Source organism: Arthrobacter sp. ISL-85 (genome assembly GCF_018613675.1).
In the GTDB taxonomy this organism is placed as follows: Bacteria; Actinomycetota; Actinomycetes; order Actinomycetales; family Micrococcaceae; genus Arthrobacter.
Genome location: NZ_JAGGPQ010000015.1, coordinates 123163 through 143098, shown reverse-complemented (window position 1 = coordinate 143098; position 19936 = coordinate 123163). Strand labels below are relative to the sequence as shown.

Genomic DNA, 19936 nt, shown 5'->3' with positions numbered 1-19936 from the left:
CACCACGAACCGTGAAGAGCCGCTATGACGGGTATGGCTCGGACCCCCGCTCACTTCTGACGGGTGCAGCACCAACCTTCGCTCGCCCCATCGAACCCCATCAGGAACACCTGACCGGGAGCGGGCGTCCGGAGAAAGTCTGCCGAATGTGAGCGGGCGTCGGGTGGGAACAGGCAGGACGTGAGCGTGCGTCGGGTGGGAACAGGCAGGACGTGAGCGGACGGCGTTGTGAGGATCGCCACGAACAGCGACGCCTGGGCTTCGGCTGTGCCGGGGGTTTTGTGGGCTCCACTAGAATTGATGAAGATGTACGGACTTCGAAGCGCTTGATTTCGGGTTGCGTAGGAAACGAAACGAGCGGCTGCAGTTGCGCCAGTGGTCGGCTCACAACAGGAGGAATCCATATGGCCGAGCACAACGGCGGCAACCGCGGCAACGACCGCGGCGCGTTCCGCGGCAATAACAATTCCGGCGGGGATCCCCGCGGCTTCCGGTCACGCTCCGACCGCGAAGGCAACAACTTTTCCCGTGGCGACTCCACTGGCGGCGGTGATCGCAAGCCATTTGGTGACCGCGATCGTAAGCCGTTTGGTGATCGTCCGCGTCGTGATGGCGAGGGTGACCGTCGCGGTTTTGGTGGCGGCGCCGGTGACCGCGACCGTAAGCCGTTCGGTGACCGCGACCGTAAGCCGTTTGGTGATCGTCCGCGTCGTGACGGTGAGGGTGAGCGCCGGCCCTTTGGTGACCGTCCGCGTCGTGACGGTGAGGGTGAGCGCCGGCCCTTTGGTGACCGTGACCGTAAGCCGTTTGGTGATCGTCCGCGTCGTGATGGCGAGGGTGACCGTCGCGGTTTCGGTGCCGGCGAGAACCGCAAGCCCTTCGGCGACCGGCCGGACCGGGCACCCCGCAGCTTTGATCGCGGTGACTCCCGCGCCGACTCCGGCCGTGGCGGTGCCGGTCCCCGTGGCTTTGGCCGCGATCGCCAGGAGGACCGTCCTGTACGCGTCCCGAACGCCGCCGACCTCCGGAGCGCCAACCGGCCGGACCGGGAACGTTCGCCCGAGATCGATGAGGACGTCACGGGCAAGGAACTGGACCGCGCCACGCAGCACCAGATCAAGACCCTCGAACCCAAGAGCGCAGAGTGGGTGGCCCGTCACCTGGTGATGGCCGGCCGGCTCATCGACGACGAGCCGGAGCTTGCCTTCCAACACGCTCTTGCTGCCAGCCGTCGCGGCGGACGCCTCGCCTCTGTCCGTGAAGCCGTCGGCCTGACTGCCTACGCTGCCGGCCACTACGGTGAGGCACTGCGGGAGTTCCGCACTTTCCGCCGGATCAGCGGTTCCAATGTCCACCTCCCCGTCATGGCGGACTGCGAGCGTGGCCTGGGGCGCCCCGACCGCGCCCTGGATGTGGCACGCTCGGAGGAAGCCCAGGACCTTGACGCTCCCGGCAAGGTTGAACTGGCAATGGTAGCGGCTGGTGCACGGACGGATCTCGGCCAGCTGGACGCGGCAGTAGCCGAACTTGAAATCTCCCAGCTGGACATGAACCGGGCGTTCTCCTACAGCCCGCGGCTCTTCCGTGCCTACGCCGACGCTTTGGCTGCGGTGGGACGCGAAGACGAGTCACAGAAGTGGAGCAGGCAGGCGGTAGTGGCTGAAAACGCCCTGGGTCTTGGCGAGGACCAGGAACCCGAAATCATCGACCTCGGGTGGGACGAGGAGGAGGAAGCCCGGGAAGAGGCGGAACGCCGCAGGATGCTGGAGCGCGCCTCCACGGCCTCCGACGCCGGAACGCCCGCAGCAGGTTCCACGGAGGCGGCGGCGGAGAGCGGCCGCGCCAGCGAAGCGAAGTCCCCGCAGGACAGCAGCATCGACGACCAGGACGCCGACTACTTCGTCTCCGACGACGCCGAATCGGACCAGGACTCAGTGGAACACGACGAGCTCAGTTCCGAGCCTGGTGACAACGCCGGTGTCGATGACGCCGGCGCTGAGGACCATGCGGACGTCGAGCGCCATGAAGACCGCCGGGAAGACTAAACACACATGAGCGACGTCTCCCTGGTTTCCCACTTCGATGCACTCCTCGCCGACCTGGACGGCGTGGTTTACGCCGGGCCAGATGCCATTCCCGGAGCTGTCGAGTCGTTAAAGAAGCTCTCCGGGTTGGGCATCGGCCTGGGCTATGTGACCAACAACGCCTCCCGCTCACCGGCGGAGGTGGCAGCACACCTCCGTGATCTTGGTGCGCCCGCAGCGGACAACCAGGTGGTCAGTTCCTCCCAGGCGGCGGCCGAGCTGCTCGCGTCGATGCTGGCACCCGGGTCTAAGGTCCTCATCACCGGCAGCCCGGCACTCGCCCGGGAAATTGAGCTGGCAGGCCTGGTGCCGGTGGGCGGCCAGGACGAGGACCCGGTCGCCGTGGTCCAGGGGTTCAGCCCCGCCATTGGCTGGAAGGACCTGGCCGAAGCCACCTATGTGGTGAACGCCGGTGCCTTCTGGGTGGCCACCAACACCGACATGTCCATTCCCCAGGCGCGTGGCATCGCGCCGGGCAACGGCACCCTGGTTGCCGCCGTCGCCGCAGCCACTGGCCAGCAGCCAAGAGTCGCGGGAAAACCGGAGGCGCCGCTGTTCCACTCGGCTGCCAAGCGGCTTGGGGCCGAGCGTCCGCTGGTGGTGGGCGACCGGCTGGACACGGACATCCTGGGCGGCAACAATGCCGGCTTCGCCACGGTGGCTGTCCTGACCGGCGTCGACACGCGCGAGACCATCCTGGCGGCGCGGGCTGCCGAACGTCCCAGGTACATCATCGAAGACCTCGAGGGCCTGCACCGGCCATACCCGGAAGTAACGCACGACGACGGCACCTACACCTGCGGCCAGTCAACAGCGCGCCTGGCCAACGGAGCCGTGGGCATCATCGGCAGCCAGGACGACCTCAACTCCTGGCGCGCGGCGTGTGCGGCGTGGTGGGCCGGTACGCCGGACGCCGCAACCCCACAGGCGCCCAAGCTGGTGTGGCTGGATCACTAGACTGGTTCAATGACCGAGCTGACCGAACCGCACGACGCGACAGCCCAGCCGGCCCCGGAGTGGCCCGATGCCGCCGGGCAGGACATCACAGATCCGCAGGTGGCGCAGGCCACGGCGAGGCTTCTCGACCTGCCCGGGCTCCCGGCAGCAGAGCACGAAGCCGTCTACAACAAGCTGCACGATGAACTGTTGGCCGCCCTCAACAACGATCCGACTGCCAGCGATCCCACTGACAGCGATCCCGCAGGCACTGACCGAGCCGGCGGGACAGCCTGATGCCGGTACGGCTCGACCAGGCGTTGGTGGCCCGCGGACTGGCGAGGTCGCGAACGCATGCTGCCTCCCTTATCGCCGAAGGCAAAGTCAGCTCCGGGGGCCAAGTCCTCGCCAAGGCCTCCCTGCAGGTTGAGGAGAGCCGGGAACTGGCCGTCGAACACGATGACCAGGACACCTACGCCAGCCGCGCCGGCCACAAGCTGGCCGGGGCCCTGGACGCCTTCCCCGAAGTTTCGGTCCAGGGCAAAAGGTGCCTTGACGCTGGTGCCTCCACCGGCGGCTTCACCGATGTCCTCCTGCGGCGCGGGGCAGCGCACGTGGTAGCGGTCGACGTCGGGCACGGCCAGTTGGTGCCGCACCTCCGCAGCGACCCACGCGTGGACGTCCACGAAGGAATGAACGTCAGGTACATGGCGCCGCCGGACATCGGCGGTCCGGCCGCGTTGACCGTCGCCGACCTGTCCTTCATCTCCCTCACCCTCGTGGTGCATCCGTTGGCGGACTGCACCGAGCCTGGCGGCGACCTGGTGCTGATGGTCAAGCCGCAGTTCGAGATCGGCAAGGACCGCCTGGGCCGGACAGGCGTTGTCACCTCGGACCGTGAACGTCGGATGGCCGTGGAGAAGGTAGCCAGGGCAGCGCTCGACGCCGGCCTGGACCTTTGCGGCCTGGCGGCAAGCCCGCTGCCCGGACAGGACGGAAACGTCGAATACTTCCTGTGGATAAAACGCAGGATCACCAAAGACTTGCCTAAGATCGAAGAGCGAGAGGCAGCAGCCGCTGCCTTGCTCGGACGAATCTGGCAGAACCACTAGAGAGCGGAACCTGATGAGCAGGCGTGTACTGGTCCTTGCCCACACCGGCCGCGAGGAGTCACTGAAAGCCGCCTGGGAAGCCTGTGCCCTGCTGCATGCTTCGGGCATGGTCCCCGTGATGCAGGACTCCGAACTGGGGGACATGGAACGGTTCTTCGGACACCTGGCCCAGCCGGTGGAGGTGCTCCACGACCATGTCCAGCTGCCCGACGTCGAACTGGTGATGGTCCTCGGCGGTGACGGAACCATCCTGCGCGCCGCCGAACTGGTCCGCGAGGTGGATGTGCCCCTCCTGGGCGTCAACCTGGGCCATGTGGGCTTCCTGGCTGAAAGTGAACGGGCGGACCTTGCCCAGACGGTGGAATGGATCGCCAGCCGCGACTACACCGTTGAAGAGCGGATGACCATCGATGTCAAGGTCTGGGTCCGCGGGCAGAAGATTTGGCACACCTGGGCTTTAAACGAGGCCGCCATCGAAAAAGCCAACCGCGAAAGGATGCTCGAAGTGGTGACCGAGGTGGACGAGCGCCCGCTGACATCCTTCGGCTCCGACGGAATCGTGGTGGCCACCCCTACGGGGTCTACGGCCTACGCGTTTTCCGCCGGGGGACCGGTGGTATGGCCGGAAGTGGAGGCGCTGGTGATCGTGCCGATCAGTGCCCACGCGCTCTTCGCCAAGCCCCTCGTGGTGTCGCCCAGGTCCAAGCTGGCCGTTGAGGTGCTGGGCCGGACCGACGCCCAGGGGGTGCTCTGGTGCGATGGCCGGCGTTCGGTTGACCTGCCGCCCGGCGCCCGCGTGGAAGTGACCAAATCGGCCACCCCGGTCCGGCTGGCCCGCACGCACCAGACCCCGTTCTCGGCACGCCTGGTCCGCAAATTCCAGCTGCCCATCCACGGCTGGCGCGGGCCGGTGCCCAAGTCCGACGCCGTGCACACCGGCCCCATCCCCGTGGTGCGGACACCCCGGCCCGTGCCGCCGCTGCCCGTACCGCATGTTGAAAGCCCCGACAGCGATCCCGATCCGTCGACTGCGAAGTGAATCCATGCTTGAAGAACTGAGAATCCGCGACCTGGGCGTCATCACCGACGCAACGCTCCCGCTCGGCCCGGGATTGAGTGTGGTGACCGGCGAAACCGGCGCGGGCAAGACCATGGTGGTCACCGCCGTCGGACTGCTGCTGGGCGCCCGTTCCGACGCCGGAGCCGTCCGGAGCGGTGCGAAAAGCGCCACCGCGGAAGCGGTACTCAAGCTCGACGCCGGACATCCGGCCATTGCCCGTGCCCTCGACGCCGGTGCCGAAGCCGAGGAGTTCGACGGCGGGGCTGAGCTCATCCTGGCCCGTCGCCTGGGCGCGGACGGACGCAGCCGCGCGTTCCTGGGCGGCCGGGCTGCCCCGGTGGGCGTCCTGGCCGAAATCGGCGAATCCCTTGTGGTGGTGCACGGCCAGTCCGACCAGATCCGGCTTAAAAGTGCCACGGCGCAGCGGGAAGCGTTGGACAAGTTCGCCGGGGACACCCTGGCCGGCCCGCTGGCCGCGTACCAGGAGCTGTACAGCCGGTGGAAGTCCAGCCAGGCGGAACTGGACAGCCTGCGGAGCGCCGCGCGGGACAGGCTCCGCGAAGCCGAATCCCTGGAGGCAGCCCTCGCCGAAATAGACGATGTCGATCCGCAGCCGGGGGAGGACGAGCTCCTGAAGGCCGAGGCCGTCAAGCTGGCCAACGTGGAGGAACTGCGGATCGCCGCCAGCACGGCACACCAGGCCCTGATCGCCGAAGATTTTGGTGAGACCGGTGACGCCACCACATTGGTCGATTCGGCCAAACGCACGCTGGAGCATGTTGCCGAGCACGACGCTGAACTTGGTTCCGCGGCCGCGCGGCTGGCGGAAGTGGGTTTCCTGCTCAATGACATCGCCACCGAACTTGCCAGCTACCAGGCCGGCCTGGATTCCGAGGGCCCGGAGCGGCTCGCCGAAATCGAGGACCGGAGGGCAGCCCTGGCCAAGTTGGTCCGTAAATACGCCCCTACCATCGACGAAGTCCTGGAGTGGGCGGAAAAGGCCCGCGTCCGGTACGACGAGCTCCAGGACGATTCCTCCCGCATCGAGGCCCTGGACGCGGAGGTGGTCCGCGCAGAAGCGGAGCTGACCAAGCAGTCGGCGGCCATCAGCAAGATCCGGGCCAAGGCCGCGAAGGACCTCTCGGCCCGGGTAAGTGCAGAGCTGAAGGCCCTGGCCATGGCTGATGCCACGCTGGTGATCAACCTCGAGCCGGGCGGACAGCTGGGTCCGCACGGCGCGGACGAGATCAGCTTCCTGCTGCGGCCGCACTCCGGTGCTCCCGCCAGGCCGCTGGGCAAGGGCGCCTCCGGCGGTGAGTTGTCCCGCGTGATGCTCGCCATCGAAGTGGTGCTCGCCGCCGTCGATCCCGTCCCCACCTTTGTGTTCGACGAGGTGGACGCCGGCGTGGGTGGACGCGCCGCCGTCGAGATCGGCCGGCGGCTGGCCATGCTGGCCCGCCACGTCCAGGTCCTGGTGGTCACGCACCTTCCACAGGTGGCCGCCTTCGCCGACCAGCACATCACCGTGACCAAAACGTCCGTCAGGGGAGCCGACGGCGGAACCGCCACCGGGTTTACCTCAAGTGACGTCCGCCTCCTTGACGGGCCCGAGCGGGTGCGTGAACTGGCTCGGATGCTGGCCGGCCAGGAGGACTCCGAATCCGCGCAGGCGCACGCGCAGGAGCTGCTGGATGATGCCAAGCTCCTGCCGCAGCGGGCCTGACGCCCACGGGCACGGGAAGGCGCAATTGATGATAGGCTCGAATTCCGTGGTGCAGCGATCAAATTCCCGTGTAAATTCCCGGTTCCCGGGCTCCTCCAAGATGACCAAGCACATCTTTGTCACCGGCGGTGTGGCGTCCTCGCTCGGTAAGGGACTGACGGCCTCCAGCCTCGGTCACCTGCTCCGGGCCCGCGGCCTGTCCGTCACGATGCAGAAGCTCGATCCCTACCTGAACGTGGATCCGGGCACGATGAACCCCTTCCAGCACGGTGAGGTCTTCGTTACCGACGACGGCGCCGAGACGGACCTGGATATCGGGCACTACGAACGCTTCCTCGACGAGAACCTTGAAGGTTCCGCGAATGTGACCACGGGGCAGGTGTACTCCACGGTGATCGCCAAGGAACGGCGTGGCGAATACCTCGGCGACACGGTCCAGGTCATCCCGCACATCACGGACGAGATCAAACGCCGCATGCGCCTGCCTGCTGAAGGCAAGAACGCCCCCGACGTCATCATCACCGAAATCGGCGGCACCGTTGGCGATATTGAATCCCAGCCGTTCCTCGAATCGGCCCGCCAGGTCCGCCAGGACGTGGGCCGCGGCAACGTCTTCTTCGTCCACGTCTCACTGGTCCCGTACATCGGCCCGTCGCAGGAACTGAAGACCAAGCCCACCCAGCACTCGGTAGCAGCCCTGCGCTCCATCGGTATCCAGCCCGAAGCCATCGTCATCCGGTCCGACCGCGAAATCCCCGAGGCCATGCGCGCCAAGATCGGCCGCATGTGCGACGTCGACCTCGAGGCTGTCATCGGCTGCCCTGACGCCCCCAGCATTTACGACATCCCCAAGACCTTGCACAGGCAGGGCCTGGACTCCTACATTGTCCGTGCCTTGGACCTGCCGTTCAAGGATGTGGACTGGACCAGCTGGGATCATCTCCTGGAGGCCGTCCACAACCCCAAGCACGAAGTCGAAATTGCCCTGGTGGGCAAGTACATCGACCTTCCGGACGCCTATCTCTCGGTAACCGAAGCCCTGCGTGCCGGCGGCTTCGCCAACGAGGCGAAGGTCAAAATCCGGTGGGTCCCCTCGGATGAGTGTGAGACCCGTGAGGGTGCCATCAAGGCGCTCGACGGCGTGGACGCCATCTGCGTGCCGGGTGGATTCGGCATCCGTGGCCTTGAAGGCAAGCTGGGCGCCCTTAAGTTCGCCCGCGAAACCAAGCTGCCCGTGCTGGGCCTGTGCCTTGGCCTGCAGTGCATGGTCATTGAGTACGCCCGCAACGTGGTGGGCCTGGAGGGTGCTTCCTCCAGCGAGTTCGAGCCGGACTCCAAGTACCCGGTTATCGCCACCATGGAGGAGCAGCTGGAGTTCGTTGAAGGCCGTGGCGACCTGGGCGGCACCATGCGCCTTGGCCTCTACGAAGCCAAGCTGGACGAGGGCTCGGTCATTGCCGGTACCTACGGCAAGACCACGGTCAGCGAACGCCACCGGCACCGCTACGAGGTCAACAACAAGTACCGCCAACAAATCGCGGACAAGGGCTTGGTCTTCTCCGGAATGTCCCCCGACGGCAAGCTGGTGGAATTCGTTGAGCTGCCTGCCGACGTCCACCCCTACTACGTGGCCACGCAGGCGCACCCTGAGCTGAGCTCGCGGCCCACCCGCCCGCACCCGTTGTTCGCCGGCCTGATCAAAGCCGCCCTGGACCACCAGAGCGCCGGCCGGGAGGGCGTTGCCGACACGGCTGCGCCCGCGGTGGAGGAGCCTGCAGCTTCGGGTACCGTTACCGCTAAGTAGTCAATAGAACAAAAGGACGGCGCGATGCCTGGTACACCTGAAGCCACCCCTGCCAAACAGGTTTCGGATGCACCAAGCCCGCGCCGTCTTTTGTCCTCCGAGAAGGTCTACCAGGGCCGGATCTGGGACGTCGTCAGCGACACCTTCCAGCTCTCCGAGACCGGGGATGCCCTCACCCGTGACTACATCGACCACCCGGGCGCCGTGGCGGTCCTGCCTATGAATGACCAAGGCCAGATCCTGCTTTTGAAGCAGTACCGGCACCCCGTCGGGATGGACCTGTGGGAAGTCCCGGCGGGCCTGCTGGACGTCGAGGGCGAAGACTTTGTAGTGGGGGCGGCACGCGAACTCGCCGAGGAAGCTGACCTGGCGGCCGGGAGCTGGAACGTCCTGGCCGATGTCTTCAATTCCCCGGGATCCTCCAGCGAGGCCATTCGGATCTACTTGGCCCGCGACCTCACCGAGGTGCCGCATCACGAGCGGCACGAGCGGACGGATGAGGAAGCCGAGATCGAGTTCCACTGGATCAGCCTGGACGATGCCGTGGCCTCCGTGCTGGCCGGGCGCCTGCACAACCCGTCCGCCGTCGTCGGGATCCTTGCCGCCGCGGCAGCCCGGGCGGGCGGTTACGAGGGGCTCCGCCCCGCCGACGCCCCTTGGCCCGCACACCCCAGCCAGCGCTGATGGCACCGGGTCCTTCGGCTGAAGCAGTCCCGGTGGCTGAAGCGGCCCCGGTGGCTGGAGCGGCCCCGGTGGTCGAACCGGTTCCGAACGCTGCAGCGGACGGTACAGCCCCGGCGCAAATTCCGGCCGCGATCGACCGCGGAATCACTGATTACCTCCAGCACGTGCGCGTGGAACGGGGGCTGGCAGCGAACACCCTTGCCGCCTACCGGCGGGACCTGGCCCGGTACGCCCGCTACCTCGCCGCCGCCGGCTGCACGCGTCCCCGGGACGTCACCCGGCACCACGTAACAGGGTACGTCCGCGCCCTGTCCGACGGGTCCGACGGAGGCTCCACCCTGGGCGTGCGCTCCGCGGCGCGGACGGTGGTGGCCGTTCGGGGGCTGCACAAATTCTGGGCGCTGGAGGGGTTCACGCCGGCGGATCCGGCCCGCGAAGTGCACCCGCCGATGGCCGGCAAGCGGCTGCCCAAGGCCATCAGCGTTGACGAGGTCACCCGCATCCTGGAAGCGGCCGGAACCGACACCGCCACGGGGCTGCGCGACCGCGCACTGCTCGAATTCCTCTATTCCACCGGCGCCAGGATCAGCGAAGCGGTGGGCCTGGATGTTGACGATATCTCCCTCGCCGAGCCGGAAGCCGGGCCAGCCATTGTCCGCCTGTTCGGCAAGGGATCCAAAGAACGACTGGTGCCGTTGGGCTCCTACGGGGCCCGGGCACTCGATGCCTACCTGGTCCGTGGGCGCCCGCTGCTTGCCGCCAAAGGAAAGGGCACGCCCGCGCTGTTCCTCAATGCCCGCGGCGGCAGGATCAGCCGGCAGAGTGCCTGGACCATCCTGAAAGCGGCGGCGGAGAAGGCCAACATCACCCGCGACGTGTCGCCGCACACGCTGCGGCATTCGTTCGCCACCCACCTGCTTGAAGGCGGTGCCGACGTCCGGGTGGTGCAGGAACTGCTGGGCCACGCCTCCGTGACCACCACGCAGGTGTACACGCTGGTCACCGCGGATACCCTCCGTGAAATCTACGCCGCAGCACATCCCCGGGCGTTGGGCTAGGGGCTGCGTTGATGGTGTTGGAATGAGCGCGGCGGCGGTGGTCCTTTGTTTCCTCCTCCGCGATGGAGCCGGGGGCGCCGAGGTATTGCTGGGATTGAAGCAGACCGGTTTCGGCAAGGGCAAGATCGTCGGCATCGGCGGGCACGTGGAACCGGGGGAGTCTCACGCGCAGGCGGTGATCCGTGAGGTGCTTGAAGAAACCTCCATAGTGCTCCGCCACGAGGATCTGGCCGACGCCGGAACCGTCCGGTTTGTCTTCCCTGCGCGGCCGGACTGGAACATGGACACCTGGCTCTTTACCGCCCGCACCTGGGAGGGCGAGCCGGTGCCCAGCGACGAGATCCTGCCTGAATGGTTCAGCGTGCAGGCCCTGCCGGTGGACCGCATGTGGCAGGACGCCGACCACTGGCTGCCCGTGGTGCTGGAAGGCGGCCGGGTCAACGTGGTGGTCACCATGCACACCGACAACGAGTCTGTCGCGTCCTCCGAAAGCCTCCTGGGCCAAGGCGGCCGTTAAAGGCCGACGGCGGGCCCGGCACCCAAAGTGCCCTCCCGCCGTCGGACGTTCCTGCCAACGCTAGGCCAGGTGCCGTTCCTCCACGCCGTTGTACTCGCTCAGCGGCCGGATCAGCGAGTTGGCGTCCAGTTGCTCCATGATGTGCGCGGTCCAGCCCGTAATCCGGCTGGCCACGAACAGGGGAGTGAAGGTGGGTGTATCGAAGCCCATCAGGTGGTACGTGGGCCCGGCGGGGTAGTCCAGGTTCGGCTTGATGGCCTTGGCCTCGTCCATCGCCGTTTCCAGGCCGTTGTACAGCCCCAGCAGTTCAGGGCGGCCGTAATGGGCGATCATCTTGTCCAGGGCGGCCTTCATGGTGGGCACCCGGGAATCGCCGTGCTTGTAGACGCGGTGGCCGAAGCCCATGACCTTTTTCTTCTGCGCCAAGGCGTCCTCCATCCAGGCCTTAGCCCGTGCCGCAGCCTCCTCGAGGGACTCCTCCTGCCGGATGCCGATCTCGTCGAAGGTGTGCATCACGGCTTCGTTCGCCCCACCGTGAAGCGGACCCTTCAGTGCCCCGATGGCTCCGGTCACCGCTGAGTGCAGGTCCGACAGCGTTGAGGTGATGACGCGCGCGGTGAACGTTGACGCGTTGAAGGAGTGCTCGGCGTAGAGGATCATCGAGACGTTGAAGGCGTCAACAACTTCGGGCACCTGTTCCTCACCGAAGGCCATCCACAGGAAGTTCGCCGAGTAGCCAAGGTCATCGCGCGGCTCCACGAGTTCCTGGCCGTGGCGGCGGCGCTGGTCATACGCCACGACGGCCGGCATAGCGGCGAACAGGTCAACGGCCTTGGCCATGTTGGCCTCCCGCGAGGAGTCCCCGGCCAGCGGGTGCCGGGCGCCCATCACAGACGCCGCGGTCCGGCAGACATCCATCGGGTGCGAGGTCACCGGCAAGGCGTCGATGACCTGCTTGACCACCGGGTCAAGGGCGCGTCCGGCGCGCTCCCTCGCGGTGAACTCCGCCAGCTGTTCCTTGGTGGGCAGTTCGCCGTTCCAGAGCAGGTAGGCCACTTCCTCGAAGCTGCACCTGGCGGCCAGTTCCTGGACGGGGTAGCCGCGGTAGAGCAGTGAGTTGGTGTCAGGGTTGACCTTGGAGACGGCGGTGTAATCCACCACGACGCCGGCGAGGCCCTTTTTGATCTCATTTTCAGCCATTGCTGAAACTCCTTTGTTCCTAAAGCCTGGTGGCCGGCAGCTGCCGGCATTCCGGTGTGGTGTCAGGGGCGGGATGTCAGGTGCCGGGGATCCGGAAATTGAACACCCCGGTGTCAAAGTGGTTGTAGGCCTCATAGTCAACGAGGTCGTAGAGCCGGGCACGGGTCAGCATGCTTGGGACCTGTGCCTCCTGGGTGCCGTCGGATTTTATAGATTCCAGAGTACGCTCAGCAGCCCCCATGGCACTACGGAGCAGCGTTACCGGGTAGATGACCATGTTGACGCCCACGCCCGCCAGTTCATCCACGGTAAAAAGGTCACTCTTGCCGAATTCGGTCATGTTGGCCAGGATCGGCACGTCCACCGCGTCCCGGATGGCCTTGAACTCGCTGAGGTCCTTCATGGCTTCGGGGAAGATCGCGTCCGCGCCGGCTTCAACCAGGGCCTTGGCACGCTGCTGCGCAGCCTCCAGTCCGTCGGTGGCGCGGATGTCGGTGCGGGCCATGATGAGGAAGTTCGGGTCCCGGCGGGCGTCGGCGGCGGCGCGGATGCGTTTGGTGGCGGTGTCCAGGTCCACCACGTTCTTGCCGTCCAGGTGGCCGCAGCGCTTGGGGTTGAACTGGTCCTCGATGTGGCAGCCGGCCAGGCCGGCGTTCTCCAGTTCCTGGATAGTGCGGGCCACGTTCATGGGTTCGCCGAAGCCGGTGTCGGCGTCCACGATCGAGGGCAGGTCCGTCATCCGGGCAATCTGCCCGGCGCGGGTGGCCACCTCGGTCAGCGTGGTCAGTCCGATGTCCGGCAGGCCCAGGTCGTTGGCCAGGACGGCGCCGGAGATGTAGACGCCGGCGAAGCCTTTTTCCTCGATCAGCCGGGCGGAGAGCGGGTTGAACGCACCGGGGAACTGCTGGATGGTTCCGGAGGCCAGCAGTTCCCGGAACCGGATCCGCTTCTGCTCCGGAGTGGTCTTCGAATACAGCATCAGAAGAGTCCCTTCGGTGCCGCCGCGAGGTCGATGACGCCGGGGGCAGCGGTGATGTTGAGCTGGTCCAGCTCACCGGCGGCGAGCTGGGGGAGGCGTTCGACGGCGGCGAGGAACCGTTCGACCTCGGCTTCCTCCACCAGGCCTGCGGCGAGGGTGCGGAACTTGTTGATGTACTGCCCGCGGGCGAACGGCCGGGCGCCGAGTGGGTGGGCGTCGGCGACGGCGATCTGGTCGGTGATGACGGTGCCGTCCTTGAGGGTGATCTCCACTGAGCCGCCAAAGGCTTTCTCGGCGATGTCCAGGGAGTGGTAGCGGCGGGTCCATTCCGGATCCTCCACCGTCGTCACCTTGTGCCACAGCTCCACGGTGTCCTGGCGTGCGGCGCGCTCGGGGGAGTAGGAGTCCACGTGGTGCCAGGCGCCGTCCTGGAGGGCGACGGTGAAGATGTAGGGGATGGAGTGGTCCAGGGTTTCCCGGCTCGCGGTGGGGCTGTATTTCTGGGGGTCGTTGGCGCCGGAGCCGATCACGTAGTGGGTGTGGTGGCTGGTTTTGATCAGCACGGACTTCACGTTGGCGGAGTCGGTGACCTCGGGGTGTTCCCGGTGCAGCTTGCGGGCCAGGTCGATCCAGGCCTGCGCCTGGTATTCAGCCGAGTGTTCCTTGGTGTAGGTGTCCAGGATGGCGCGCTTGGCTTCGCCGGGGGTGGGGAGCGGGACCATGTAGGAGGCGTCCGGGCCGTCGAGCATCCAGGCGATGACGCCGTCCTCGCCTTCGTAGATGGGCACAGGTGAGGTTTGGCCGCGCATGGCGCGGTCCGCGGACTCGATGGCCATCTTGCCGGCAAACGCTGGAGCGTGCGCCTTCCAGGTGGAGATCTCGCCCTTGCGTGACTGCCGGGTCGCCGTGGTGGTGTGCAGTGCCTGGCCCACGGACTGGAAGATAGTTTCGACGTCGAGGCCCAGCAGGGTGCCGATCCCGGCGGCAGCGGAGGGGCCCAGGTGGGCCACGTGGTCGATCTTGTGCTTGTGCAGGCAGATGGCCTTGACCAGGTTGACCTGGATCTCGTAGCCGGTGGCGATGCCGCGGATCAGGTCGTAGCCGCTGGAGCCTACGTGCTGGGCGACGGCGAGGATCGGGGGGATGTTGTCGCCGGGGTGGGAGTACTCGGCGGCCAGGAACGTGTCGTGGTAGTCCAGTTCCCGGACGGCCACCCCGTTTGCCCAGGCAGCCCATTCCGGTGCAACCCGTTCCTCGATGCCGAAGACCCTGGAACCCTTGCCGCCGGTGCTGGGGCCATGGGTGAGCGCCTGGGCCCGGGCTGCGATGATCGGGGCGCGGTTCAGGGAAGCGATGGCCACCGAGGCGTTGTCGATGACGCGGTTGATCACCATGTCGGTCACATCGTCGGAGACGCCGACGGGATCCGCCGCGACTTGGGCGATCTTGTAGGCGAGTTGGTCCTCGCGGGGCAGGTTCTCTTCGCTCTTGTAGACGCGGACGTGGTGTTCCTTAACCATGGTGCTCCTTCGGGTGGGATGCGTGGGCTGCTTTGACGTGGGAGAGGCTTCGGTGCAGATGGATGACGGTAGCGGCCTCGGCGAGCTTTGGGTTGCCGGCCGCGATGGCCTCCGCGATGGCGGCGTGCTCGGCGGCTGCGGCGGTGAGGCGGCAGGCGTCGTCGGCGGCAAGCCGGCGGATCCGGACCAGGTGCACGCGCAGGCTTCGCATGGCCTGGGCCAGGTAGGAGTTGGAGATGGCTGCGTCGATGGCTGCGTCCAGCCGGCCCACCAGTTCGTAGTAGTCATGCAGGGCGGGCTTCCCGCCGGCGATGAGGCCGGGTGCATCGAGCAGTTCGCGCTGCAGGCGCTCGAACGTGGCCGCATCGCCTCGCCGGGCGGCCAGCGCCGCGGCCTTGCCTTCCAGCGTTTCGCGCAGTTCGAACAGTTCGTCGATGTCCTCAAGGGAGATGTCTGTAACCACGACGCCGCGGCCGCCCGCCGTCGTCAGCCCTTCCGCCGTAAGGCGGCCCAGTGCTTCCCGGAGTGGGGTTCGGGAGACGCCCAGGCGCTCGGACTGTTCCACCTCGGCCAGGACCGTGCCAGGCGCCAGGCGCCATTCGACGATGTCCTCGCGCAGGGCCGCATAAGCCTTATCACTGGCGCGCATGGTAGCCTCCTTCCCCGGTGACAGCATCAGTGTATACACAGCTGTCCATGAAATGCAGCCGAAACCGGAAAAATAGGGAGGAATGCCAAATTCTGTATACACATCTCTTGTGGCCGGAACCCGCCGCCCGCTACCATGAGCTGCATCACAACGTCGTGGACGGGATACCTCATGGTCACCAACAGCTACCGGGACATTTACCAGCGGAGCATCGAACAACCCGAAGATTTCTGGCTGGAGGCAGCGGAGAAGATCTCCTGGATCTCGCCACCGGTCCGGGCCTTGGACTCCAGCCGGGCGCCGCTTTACAACTGGTTCCCTGACGGTACCCTCAACACGTGCTACAACGCGCTGGACCGGCACGTCGCCGAGGGCCGCGGAGGGCAGGATGCGCTGATCCATGACTCCGCCATGCTGGGAACACGGCAGCGGTACACCTACGCCGAACTGACGGATCTCGTGGCCCGCTTTGCCGGCGTACTGAAGGGGCACGGCGTAGGCAAGGGCGACCGCGTGGTGATCTACATGCCCATGATCCCGGAAGCCGCCATCGCCATGCTGGCCACTGCCAGGCTGGGCGCGGTCCACTCGGTGGTCTTTGGCGGCTTCGCGCCCAAGGAGCTCGCTGCGCGGATCCGCGATGCCGGCCCCGCCGCCGTGGTCACCGCCTCGGGCGGGATTGAACCAGCCCGGCGCATCGAGTACCTGCCGGCGGTCGCGGAGGCCCTCGAGTTGGCGGGCGCGCCTGATATTCCGGTACTGGTCAAAGCCCGCGACGGCTTTGCATCAACTGCAGCGGAGCACGCGGGCTGGCTGGACTGGGACACCCTCATGGCTTCGGCGGAGCCTGTTGCCCCCGTCGCCGTACGGGCCACGGATCCGCTCTACATCCTTTACACTTCCGGGACCACCGGCGCACCCAAGGGGGTGGTGCGGGACAACGGCGGGCACGCCGTCGCGCTGCACTGGACCCTGGAGAACATCTACGGCATCGGTCCGGGTGATGTGATGTGGACTGCTTCTGACGTGGGCTGGGTGGTGGGGCACTCATACATCGTCTACGGGCCGCTGCTGGCCGGCGCCACCACGGTGATGTACGAGGGCAAGCCGGTGGGCACGCCCGACGCCGGTGCGTTCTGGCGCGTGGTCCAGGACCATGGGGTCAACGTCCTGTTTACCGCTCCCACGGCGCTGCGGGCCATCCGCAAAGCCGATCCGGAGGCATCGCTACTGGGAAATTACGACGTCTCAAGCCTTCGTACGCTTTTCGCCGCGGGCGAGCGGCTGGACACGGACACGTTCCACTGGGCATCGCGGGTCCTCGGCGTGCCAGTGGTGGACCACTGGTGGCAGACCGAGACCGGTTGGGCCATTTGCGCAAATCCGCGGGGACTGGAGCCGCTGCCCATCAAGGCCGGCTCCCCGAGCGTTCCCATGCCCGGGTTCCGGTTGCGGATCCTCGACGGCGCGGGCGCGGAAGTGGAGCCCGGAACTGAAGGCAACATCGTGCTGGAGCTGCCGCTGCCGCCCGGCACCCTCACCACGCTGTGGGGAAACGATGAACGCTTCATCTCTTCCTACCTGCAGGTCTTCGAGGGCTGCTACGCCACAGGGGACTCCGGCTACCGCGATGAGGACGGCTACCTGTTCGTCATGGGCCGCACCGACGACATTATCAATGTTGCCGGCCACCGGCTGTCCACCGGCGCCTTGGAGCAGGTGATCGGACAGCATCCGGCCGTTGCCGAGTGCGCCGTGATCGGGCTCGCCGACCCGCTCAAGGGGCAGCGTCCCAGCGGCTACGTGGTGCTCAAATCCGGGGTTGACATCCCTGAAGACGTTCTGGCCATGGACCTGGTGGCACTGGTCCGGCGGGACATCGGCGCGGTTGCGGACTTCAAGAACGTGAAAGTGGTGGACGCCCTGCCCAAGACCCGTTCCGGGAAGATCCTCCGCAAGACCGTGCGCCAGATCGCAGACGGCGAGGAGTATACGGTGCCCTCCACCATCGAAGATCCGGGGGTTATCGACCAGCTGATCGGCTCCCTCCGGGCGGACGCGGCAAAAGCGCGCTGACTAACGGCTGGGGCGTCAAGCCGCGAAGCGTGTCAGCGGCCGTTCCAGCGGTACTCGTTTTCCGGCCTGCCCGGGGTTCCGTACCGGGCAGTCCGGGAAACCGTGCCGGCGTCGGCAAGGTACTCGAGGTAGCGCCGCGCCGTCACCCTGGACATGCCCAGGGCATCCATGACCTCGGTGGCGGACACTGCTTCGGGCCGTTGGCGAAGGAACTCCTGGACGGAGCCGAGCGTCGAAGTGGAGAGACCCTTGGGAAGCGGGAGTTCGGACGGCGCCCTAAGGCTGGCGAAGGCCCGGTCAACTTCACTCTGGGAGGTGCCCCCCTTGCCGGGACCAATGCTGGAACCGGCCAGCTGCTGGCGGAACTGGCGGTAGTTTTCCAGCTTGTCGGAGAACGTGGCGAACGTGAAGGGCTTAATCAGGTACTGGACCACGCCGATGGCAACGGCGCTGCGGACAATCGCCAGCTCGCGTACGGCGGTGATGGCGATGATGTCCGCGAGGATTCCCGCCGAGCGCATCCGCCGGGCAATGTCCAGGCCGTGCAGGTCAGGCAGGTTCATGTCCAGCAGGACCAGTTCCACCGGCTCACCCGCCGCTTCGAATTCGTTGAGCAGCCGCAGGGCGGACTGACCGTCGGGCGCAGTCCCCGCAAGCTCAAACCCGTCCAGCCGCCCCACGTACGCGGCGTGGGCCGCCGAAGCGATGGCCTCGTCTTCGACGACGAGGACCCGGATGTTGCTCACTGTCTGTGCTCCTTTTCCGCGGACACAGCCGCCGCGGGCAGGAATACTTCGAACTTGGCGCCGCGCCGTCCGTTAGTGGCCAGCGTACCGCCCAAGCGCCGCACCGCCTGCCGGACCAGTGCCAGGCCAATGCCCCGGCCCCCTGACCCTGCAGGCTTCGTGCTGTATCCGTGCCGGAAAATCTTCTCCGAATCCGCGGGGTCGATAGGCGCTCCGGAATCGTTGACGGCGATGTCCAGCCCTTCCTCGTCCGCCTCCAGCGTCAGCGCAACCCGCCGTGGGGGCGGTGCGTCGGCGGCAGCATCGATGGCGTTGTCCAGCAGGTTGCCCAGGATCGTCACCAGGTCCTGGACCGCTACCCCTGATGCCGTGCCCGAGCCGAGGGTGGAAACATCAAGCTGGACGCCGCGCTCGTGGGCCTCTGCCACTTTGCCCATGACCAGGGCGCCTATCACCGGTTCATCGATCGAGCTCACCATGTCGTCCGTCAGCTGCTGGCTCAGGGCCAGGTCCTGGGTGGCAAAGTCGAGGGCTTCCCCGGTCCGGCCGAGTTCCAGGAGCGAGACCATGGTGTGGAGCCGGTTTGCGTGTTCGTGTGTCTGGGCGCGCAGCGCGTCGGATAGGGTCCGCATGGTTTGGAGTTCGCTGCCAAGCGCTTCGATCTCGGTGCGGTCGCGGAGGGTGGCCACGGTTCCGTAGACGGGGACCTTTGCGCGCGCGCCGGGGGACTCCGGGCCCCGGGCCGGCCCCTGGTTGACCACCAGTACCCGGGAGCCGGTCAGGACTATCTCGTCCTTCGTGGTGCGTCCGGAGTCAAACAGGCTGCGGAGTTCGCTGTCCAGGGGGAGGTCTGCAAGCGACGGGGGCCGGGTGGGATCGTTGCTGCCGGTGTCGGCCAGGCCCAGCAGTTCGGCAGCCTGGTCGTTGTACATCACAACGCGCTTCCTGGCATCGATAAGGATGAGGCCTTCACGGACGGAGTGCAGGACTGATTCGTAGTACGCGAACAACTGTGCCAGCTGTTCCGGTCCCCAGCCGCGCGTCACCCGGCGGAGATACCGCCCCAGCAGCCAGGATGCCAGGGAACCCCCCACCAGCAGCGCAACGCCGAGGGCCAGCAGGACCGGCAGGCGCCCGGCGAAGGCGACATCGACGTTGCGGACGGTGACGCCCACCGCCACCAGCGCCTTCACCGTCCCTGCCGCGTCCTTCACCGGGACGATGGTGCGCACGGACGGACCAAGGGTGCCCGCCGTGACTTCGGTGAAGGTTTGTCCCTTCAGGGCGGCATCAATGGAGCCGATGTACGGCCGGCCCAGCTCCTCGTCCCGGGGATGCGTCCAGCGGGTACGGTCCGGAGCCATGATGGTGATGAAGTCAACGCCCGCTGCGGCAGTTACGTCCTTGGCATAGGGCTGAAGGAGGGCGGAAGGGTCCGGAGTGGCAGCGGCCTGGAGCACCAGGGGATTGGCGGCGATGGAAGCTGCCACCCCTTCCATCCGCCGGCCGGCTTCGTCGTACGTCCGGTCCCGCGCGTCCACATAGGCGGCCGTTCCCACAATTGCGATGAAGGACACGACAATCAGCAGGTTCGCCACGAACAGCCTGCGGGCGATACTCCAGCGGTGGATCATGCCAACCTCCATTTTGACCCCATGGCAGCCGCGACCAATATGAACGCAACGGTGAGCTGGATCACCACGTGGTCGATGATGGATCTCACACCGCAGAGACGTGTTGAGCCCAGTGATTGTGCCCCAGCGTCTTCCAGAATATCCACAAGGAGAC

The 19936-nt window shown here is 66.7% G+C and carries 18 protein-coding genes; 11 read left to right on the top strand and 7 right to left on the bottom strand.

Translation table 11 applies throughout. From position 1 onward, the window contains the following. Positions 1-494 precede the first annotated feature (494 nt). Positions 495-1112, bottom strand: a complete 618-nt coding sequence (locus J7I84_RS11600; protein WP_214944644.1) for a hypothetical protein — start codon at positions 1110-1112, stop codon at positions 495-497. Positions 1113-1148: 36 nt separating this feature from the next. Here J7I84_RS11600 and J7I84_RS11595 point away from each other — a divergent pair, with 36 nt between their 5' ends. Genes J7I84_RS11595 through J7I84_RS11550 form a run of 10 tightly spaced genes read left to right on the top strand, consistent with a single transcriptional unit; the run spans position 1149 to position 10978 of the window. After that, positions 1149-2045, top strand: coding sequence for a hypothetical protein (locus J7I84_RS11595; RefSeq protein WP_311381136.1), 897 nt, complete (start codon positions 1149-1151; stop codon positions 2043-2045). A 6-nt stretch (positions 2046-2051) separates the two neighbouring features. After that, complete coding sequence (locus tag J7I84_RS11590; protein ID WP_214944625.1) at positions 2052-3041, top strand: HAD-IIA family hydrolase; 990 nt, start codon at positions 2052-2054, stop codon at positions 3039-3041. Between the two features lie 9 nt (positions 3042-3050). Next, positions 3051-3317, top strand: coding sequence for a hypothetical protein (locus J7I84_RS11585; RefSeq protein ID WP_214944623.1), 267 nt, complete (start codon positions 3051-3053; stop codon positions 3315-3317). After that, a complete protein-coding gene (locus J7I84_RS11580; protein ID WP_214944621.1) occupies positions 3317-4132 on the top strand; it encodes a TlyA family RNA methyltransferase in 816 nt (271 codons plus the stop codon). Before J7I84_RS11585 ends, J7I84_RS11580 begins: the two co-directional genes overlap by 1 nt. Positions 4133-4145: 13 nt before the next feature. Then, a complete protein-coding gene (locus J7I84_RS11575; protein WP_214944619.1) occupies positions 4146-5171 on the top strand; it encodes an NAD kinase in 1026 nt (341 codons plus the stop codon). A 4-nt stretch (positions 5172-5175) separates the two neighbouring features. Beyond that, positions 5176-6915, top strand: coding sequence for a DNA repair protein RecN (gene recN / locus J7I84_RS11570; RefSeq protein WP_214944617.1), 1740 nt, complete (start codon positions 5176-5178; stop codon positions 6913-6915). Positions 6916-6943: 28 nt separating this feature from the next. Further along, entirely contained in the window at positions 6944-8719 is a 1776-nt protein-coding gene (locus J7I84_RS11565) for a CTP synthase (protein WP_214944615.1), read from the top strand. Between the two features lie 24 nt (positions 8720-8743). Beyond that, positions 8744-9403 carry an NUDIX hydrolase gene (locus J7I84_RS11560; RefSeq protein WP_214944613.1) on the top strand — a complete coding sequence of 220 codons (660 nt, stop codon included), beginning with the start codon at positions 8744-8746 and terminating at the stop codon, positions 9401-9403. Beyond that, a complete protein-coding gene (xerD, locus tag J7I84_RS11555; protein WP_251046485.1) occupies positions 9403-10461 on the top strand; it encodes a site-specific tyrosine recombinase XerD in 1059 nt (352 codons plus the stop codon). The genes J7I84_RS11560 and xerD overlap by 1 nt, the downstream gene beginning before the upstream one ends. A gap of 22 nt (positions 10462-10483) precedes the next feature. Next, positions 10484-10978 carry an 8-oxo-dGTP diphosphatase gene (locus J7I84_RS11550; protein ID WP_214944611.1) on the top strand — a complete coding sequence of 165 codons (495 nt, stop codon included), beginning with the start codon at positions 10484-10486 and terminating at the stop codon, positions 10976-10978. A 60-nt stretch (positions 10979-11038) separates the two neighbouring features. Here the strand turns inward: J7I84_RS11550 and J7I84_RS11545 are convergent, their stop codons facing one another. The 4 genes from J7I84_RS11545 to J7I84_RS11530 all read right to left on the bottom strand — a co-directional run bounded on the left by J7I84_RS11545 (position 11039) and on the right by J7I84_RS11530 (position 15326). Further along, positions 11039-12178 (bottom strand): bifunctional 2-methylcitrate synthase/citrate synthase, encoded by a 1140-nt coding sequence (locus J7I84_RS11545; protein ID WP_214944609.1) that lies wholly within the window; start codon positions 12176-12178, stop codon positions 11039-11041. A 76-nt stretch (positions 12179-12254) separates the two neighbouring features. Continuing rightward, positions 12255-13157: a methylisocitrate lyase gene (prpB, locus tag J7I84_RS11540; protein WP_214944607.1), complete on the bottom strand. Its 903-nt coding sequence runs from the start codon at positions 13155-13157 to the stop codon at positions 12255-12257. Beyond that, a complete protein-coding gene (locus tag J7I84_RS11535; protein ID WP_214944605.1) occupies positions 13157-14677 on the bottom strand; it encodes an MmgE/PrpD family protein in 1521 nt (506 codons plus the stop codon). The genes prpB and J7I84_RS11535 overlap by 1 nt, the downstream gene beginning before the upstream one ends. Next, positions 14670-15326 carry a GntR family transcriptional regulator gene (locus J7I84_RS11530; protein WP_214944604.1) on the bottom strand — a complete coding sequence of 219 codons (657 nt, stop codon included), beginning with the start codon at positions 15324-15326 and terminating at the stop codon, positions 14670-14672. The genes J7I84_RS11535 and J7I84_RS11530 overlap by 8 nt, the downstream gene beginning before the upstream one ends. Before the next feature lie 171 nt (positions 15327-15497). On the opposite strand from J7I84_RS11530, the gene J7I84_RS11525 reads away from it, so the two are divergent. Further along, entirely contained in the window at positions 15498-17402 is a 1905-nt protein-coding gene (locus J7I84_RS11525) for a propionyl-CoA synthetase (protein WP_214944638.1), read from the top strand. A gap of 32 nt (positions 17403-17434) precedes the next feature. On the opposite strand, the gene J7I84_RS11520 is transcribed toward J7I84_RS11525, so the two are convergent. Beyond that, positions 17435-18148, bottom strand: a complete 714-nt coding sequence (locus J7I84_RS11520; protein ID WP_214944602.1) for a response regulator — start codon at positions 18146-18148, stop codon at positions 17435-17437. Next, positions 18145-19782 carry an ATP-binding protein gene (locus tag J7I84_RS11515; protein WP_214944600.1) on the bottom strand — a complete coding sequence of 546 codons (1638 nt, stop codon included), beginning with the start codon at positions 19780-19782 and terminating at the stop codon, positions 18145-18147. The genes J7I84_RS11520 and J7I84_RS11515 overlap by 4 nt, the downstream gene beginning before the upstream one ends. Between the last annotated feature and the right edge of the window lie 154 nt (positions 19783-19936).

Bases quoted from the DNA above. Each gene is read 5' to 3' on its own strand.
- J7I84_RS11590 (WP_214944625.1), top strand. From the start codon at position 2,052: ATGAGCGACGTCTCCCTGGTTTCCCACTTCGATGCACTCCTCGCCGAC.
- J7I84_RS11585 (WP_214944623.1), top strand. From the start codon at position 3,051: ATGACCGAGCTGACCGAACCGCACGACGCGACAGCCCAGCCGGCCCCG.
- J7I84_RS11580 (WP_214944621.1), top strand. From the start codon at position 3,317: ATGCCGGTACGGCTCGACCAGGCGTTGGTGGCCCGCGGACTGGCGAGG.
- J7I84_RS11575 (WP_214944619.1), top strand. From the start codon at position 4,146: ATGAGCAGGCGTGTACTGGTCCTTGCCCACACCGGCCGCGAGGAGTCA.
- recN (WP_214944617.1), top strand. From the start codon at position 5,176: ATGCTTGAAGAACTGAGAATCCGCGACCTGGGCGTCATCACCGACGCA.
- J7I84_RS11565 (WP_214944615.1), top strand. From the start codon at position 6,944: ATGATAGGCTCGAATTCCGTGGTGCAGCGATCAAATTCCCGTGTAAAT.
- J7I84_RS11560 (WP_214944613.1), top strand. From the start codon at position 8,744: ATGCCTGGTACACCTGAAGCCACCCCTGCCAAACAGGTTTCGGATGCA.
- xerD (WP_251046485.1), top strand. From the start codon at position 9,403: ATGGCACCGGGTCCTTCGGCTGAAGCAGTCCCGGTGGCTGAAGCGGCC.
- J7I84_RS11550 (WP_214944611.1), top strand. From the start codon at position 10,484: ATGAGCGCGGCGGCGGTGGTCCTTTGTTTCCTCCTCCGCGATGGAGCC.
- J7I84_RS11545 (WP_214944609.1), bottom strand. From the start codon at position 12,178: ATGGCTGAAAATGAGATCAAAAAGGGCCTCGCCGGCGTCGTGGTGGAT.
- prpB (WP_214944607.1), bottom strand. From the start codon at position 13,157: ATGCTGTATTCGAAGACCACTCCGGAGCAGAAGCGGATCCGGTTCCGG.
- J7I84_RS11535 (WP_214944605.1), bottom strand. From the start codon at position 14,677: ATGGTTAAGGAACACCACGTCCGCGTCTACAAGAGCGAAGAGAACCTG.
- J7I84_RS11530 (WP_214944604.1), bottom strand. From the start codon at position 15,326: ATGCGCGCCAGTGATAAGGCTTATGCGGCCCTGCGCGAGGACATCGTC.
- J7I84_RS11525 (WP_214944638.1), top strand. From the start codon at position 15,498: ATGGTCACCAACAGCTACCGGGACATTTACCAGCGGAGCATCGAACAA.
- J7I84_RS11515 (WP_214944600.1), bottom strand. From the start codon at position 19,782: ATGATCCACCGCTGGAGTATCGCCCGCAGGCTGTTCGTGGCGAACCTG.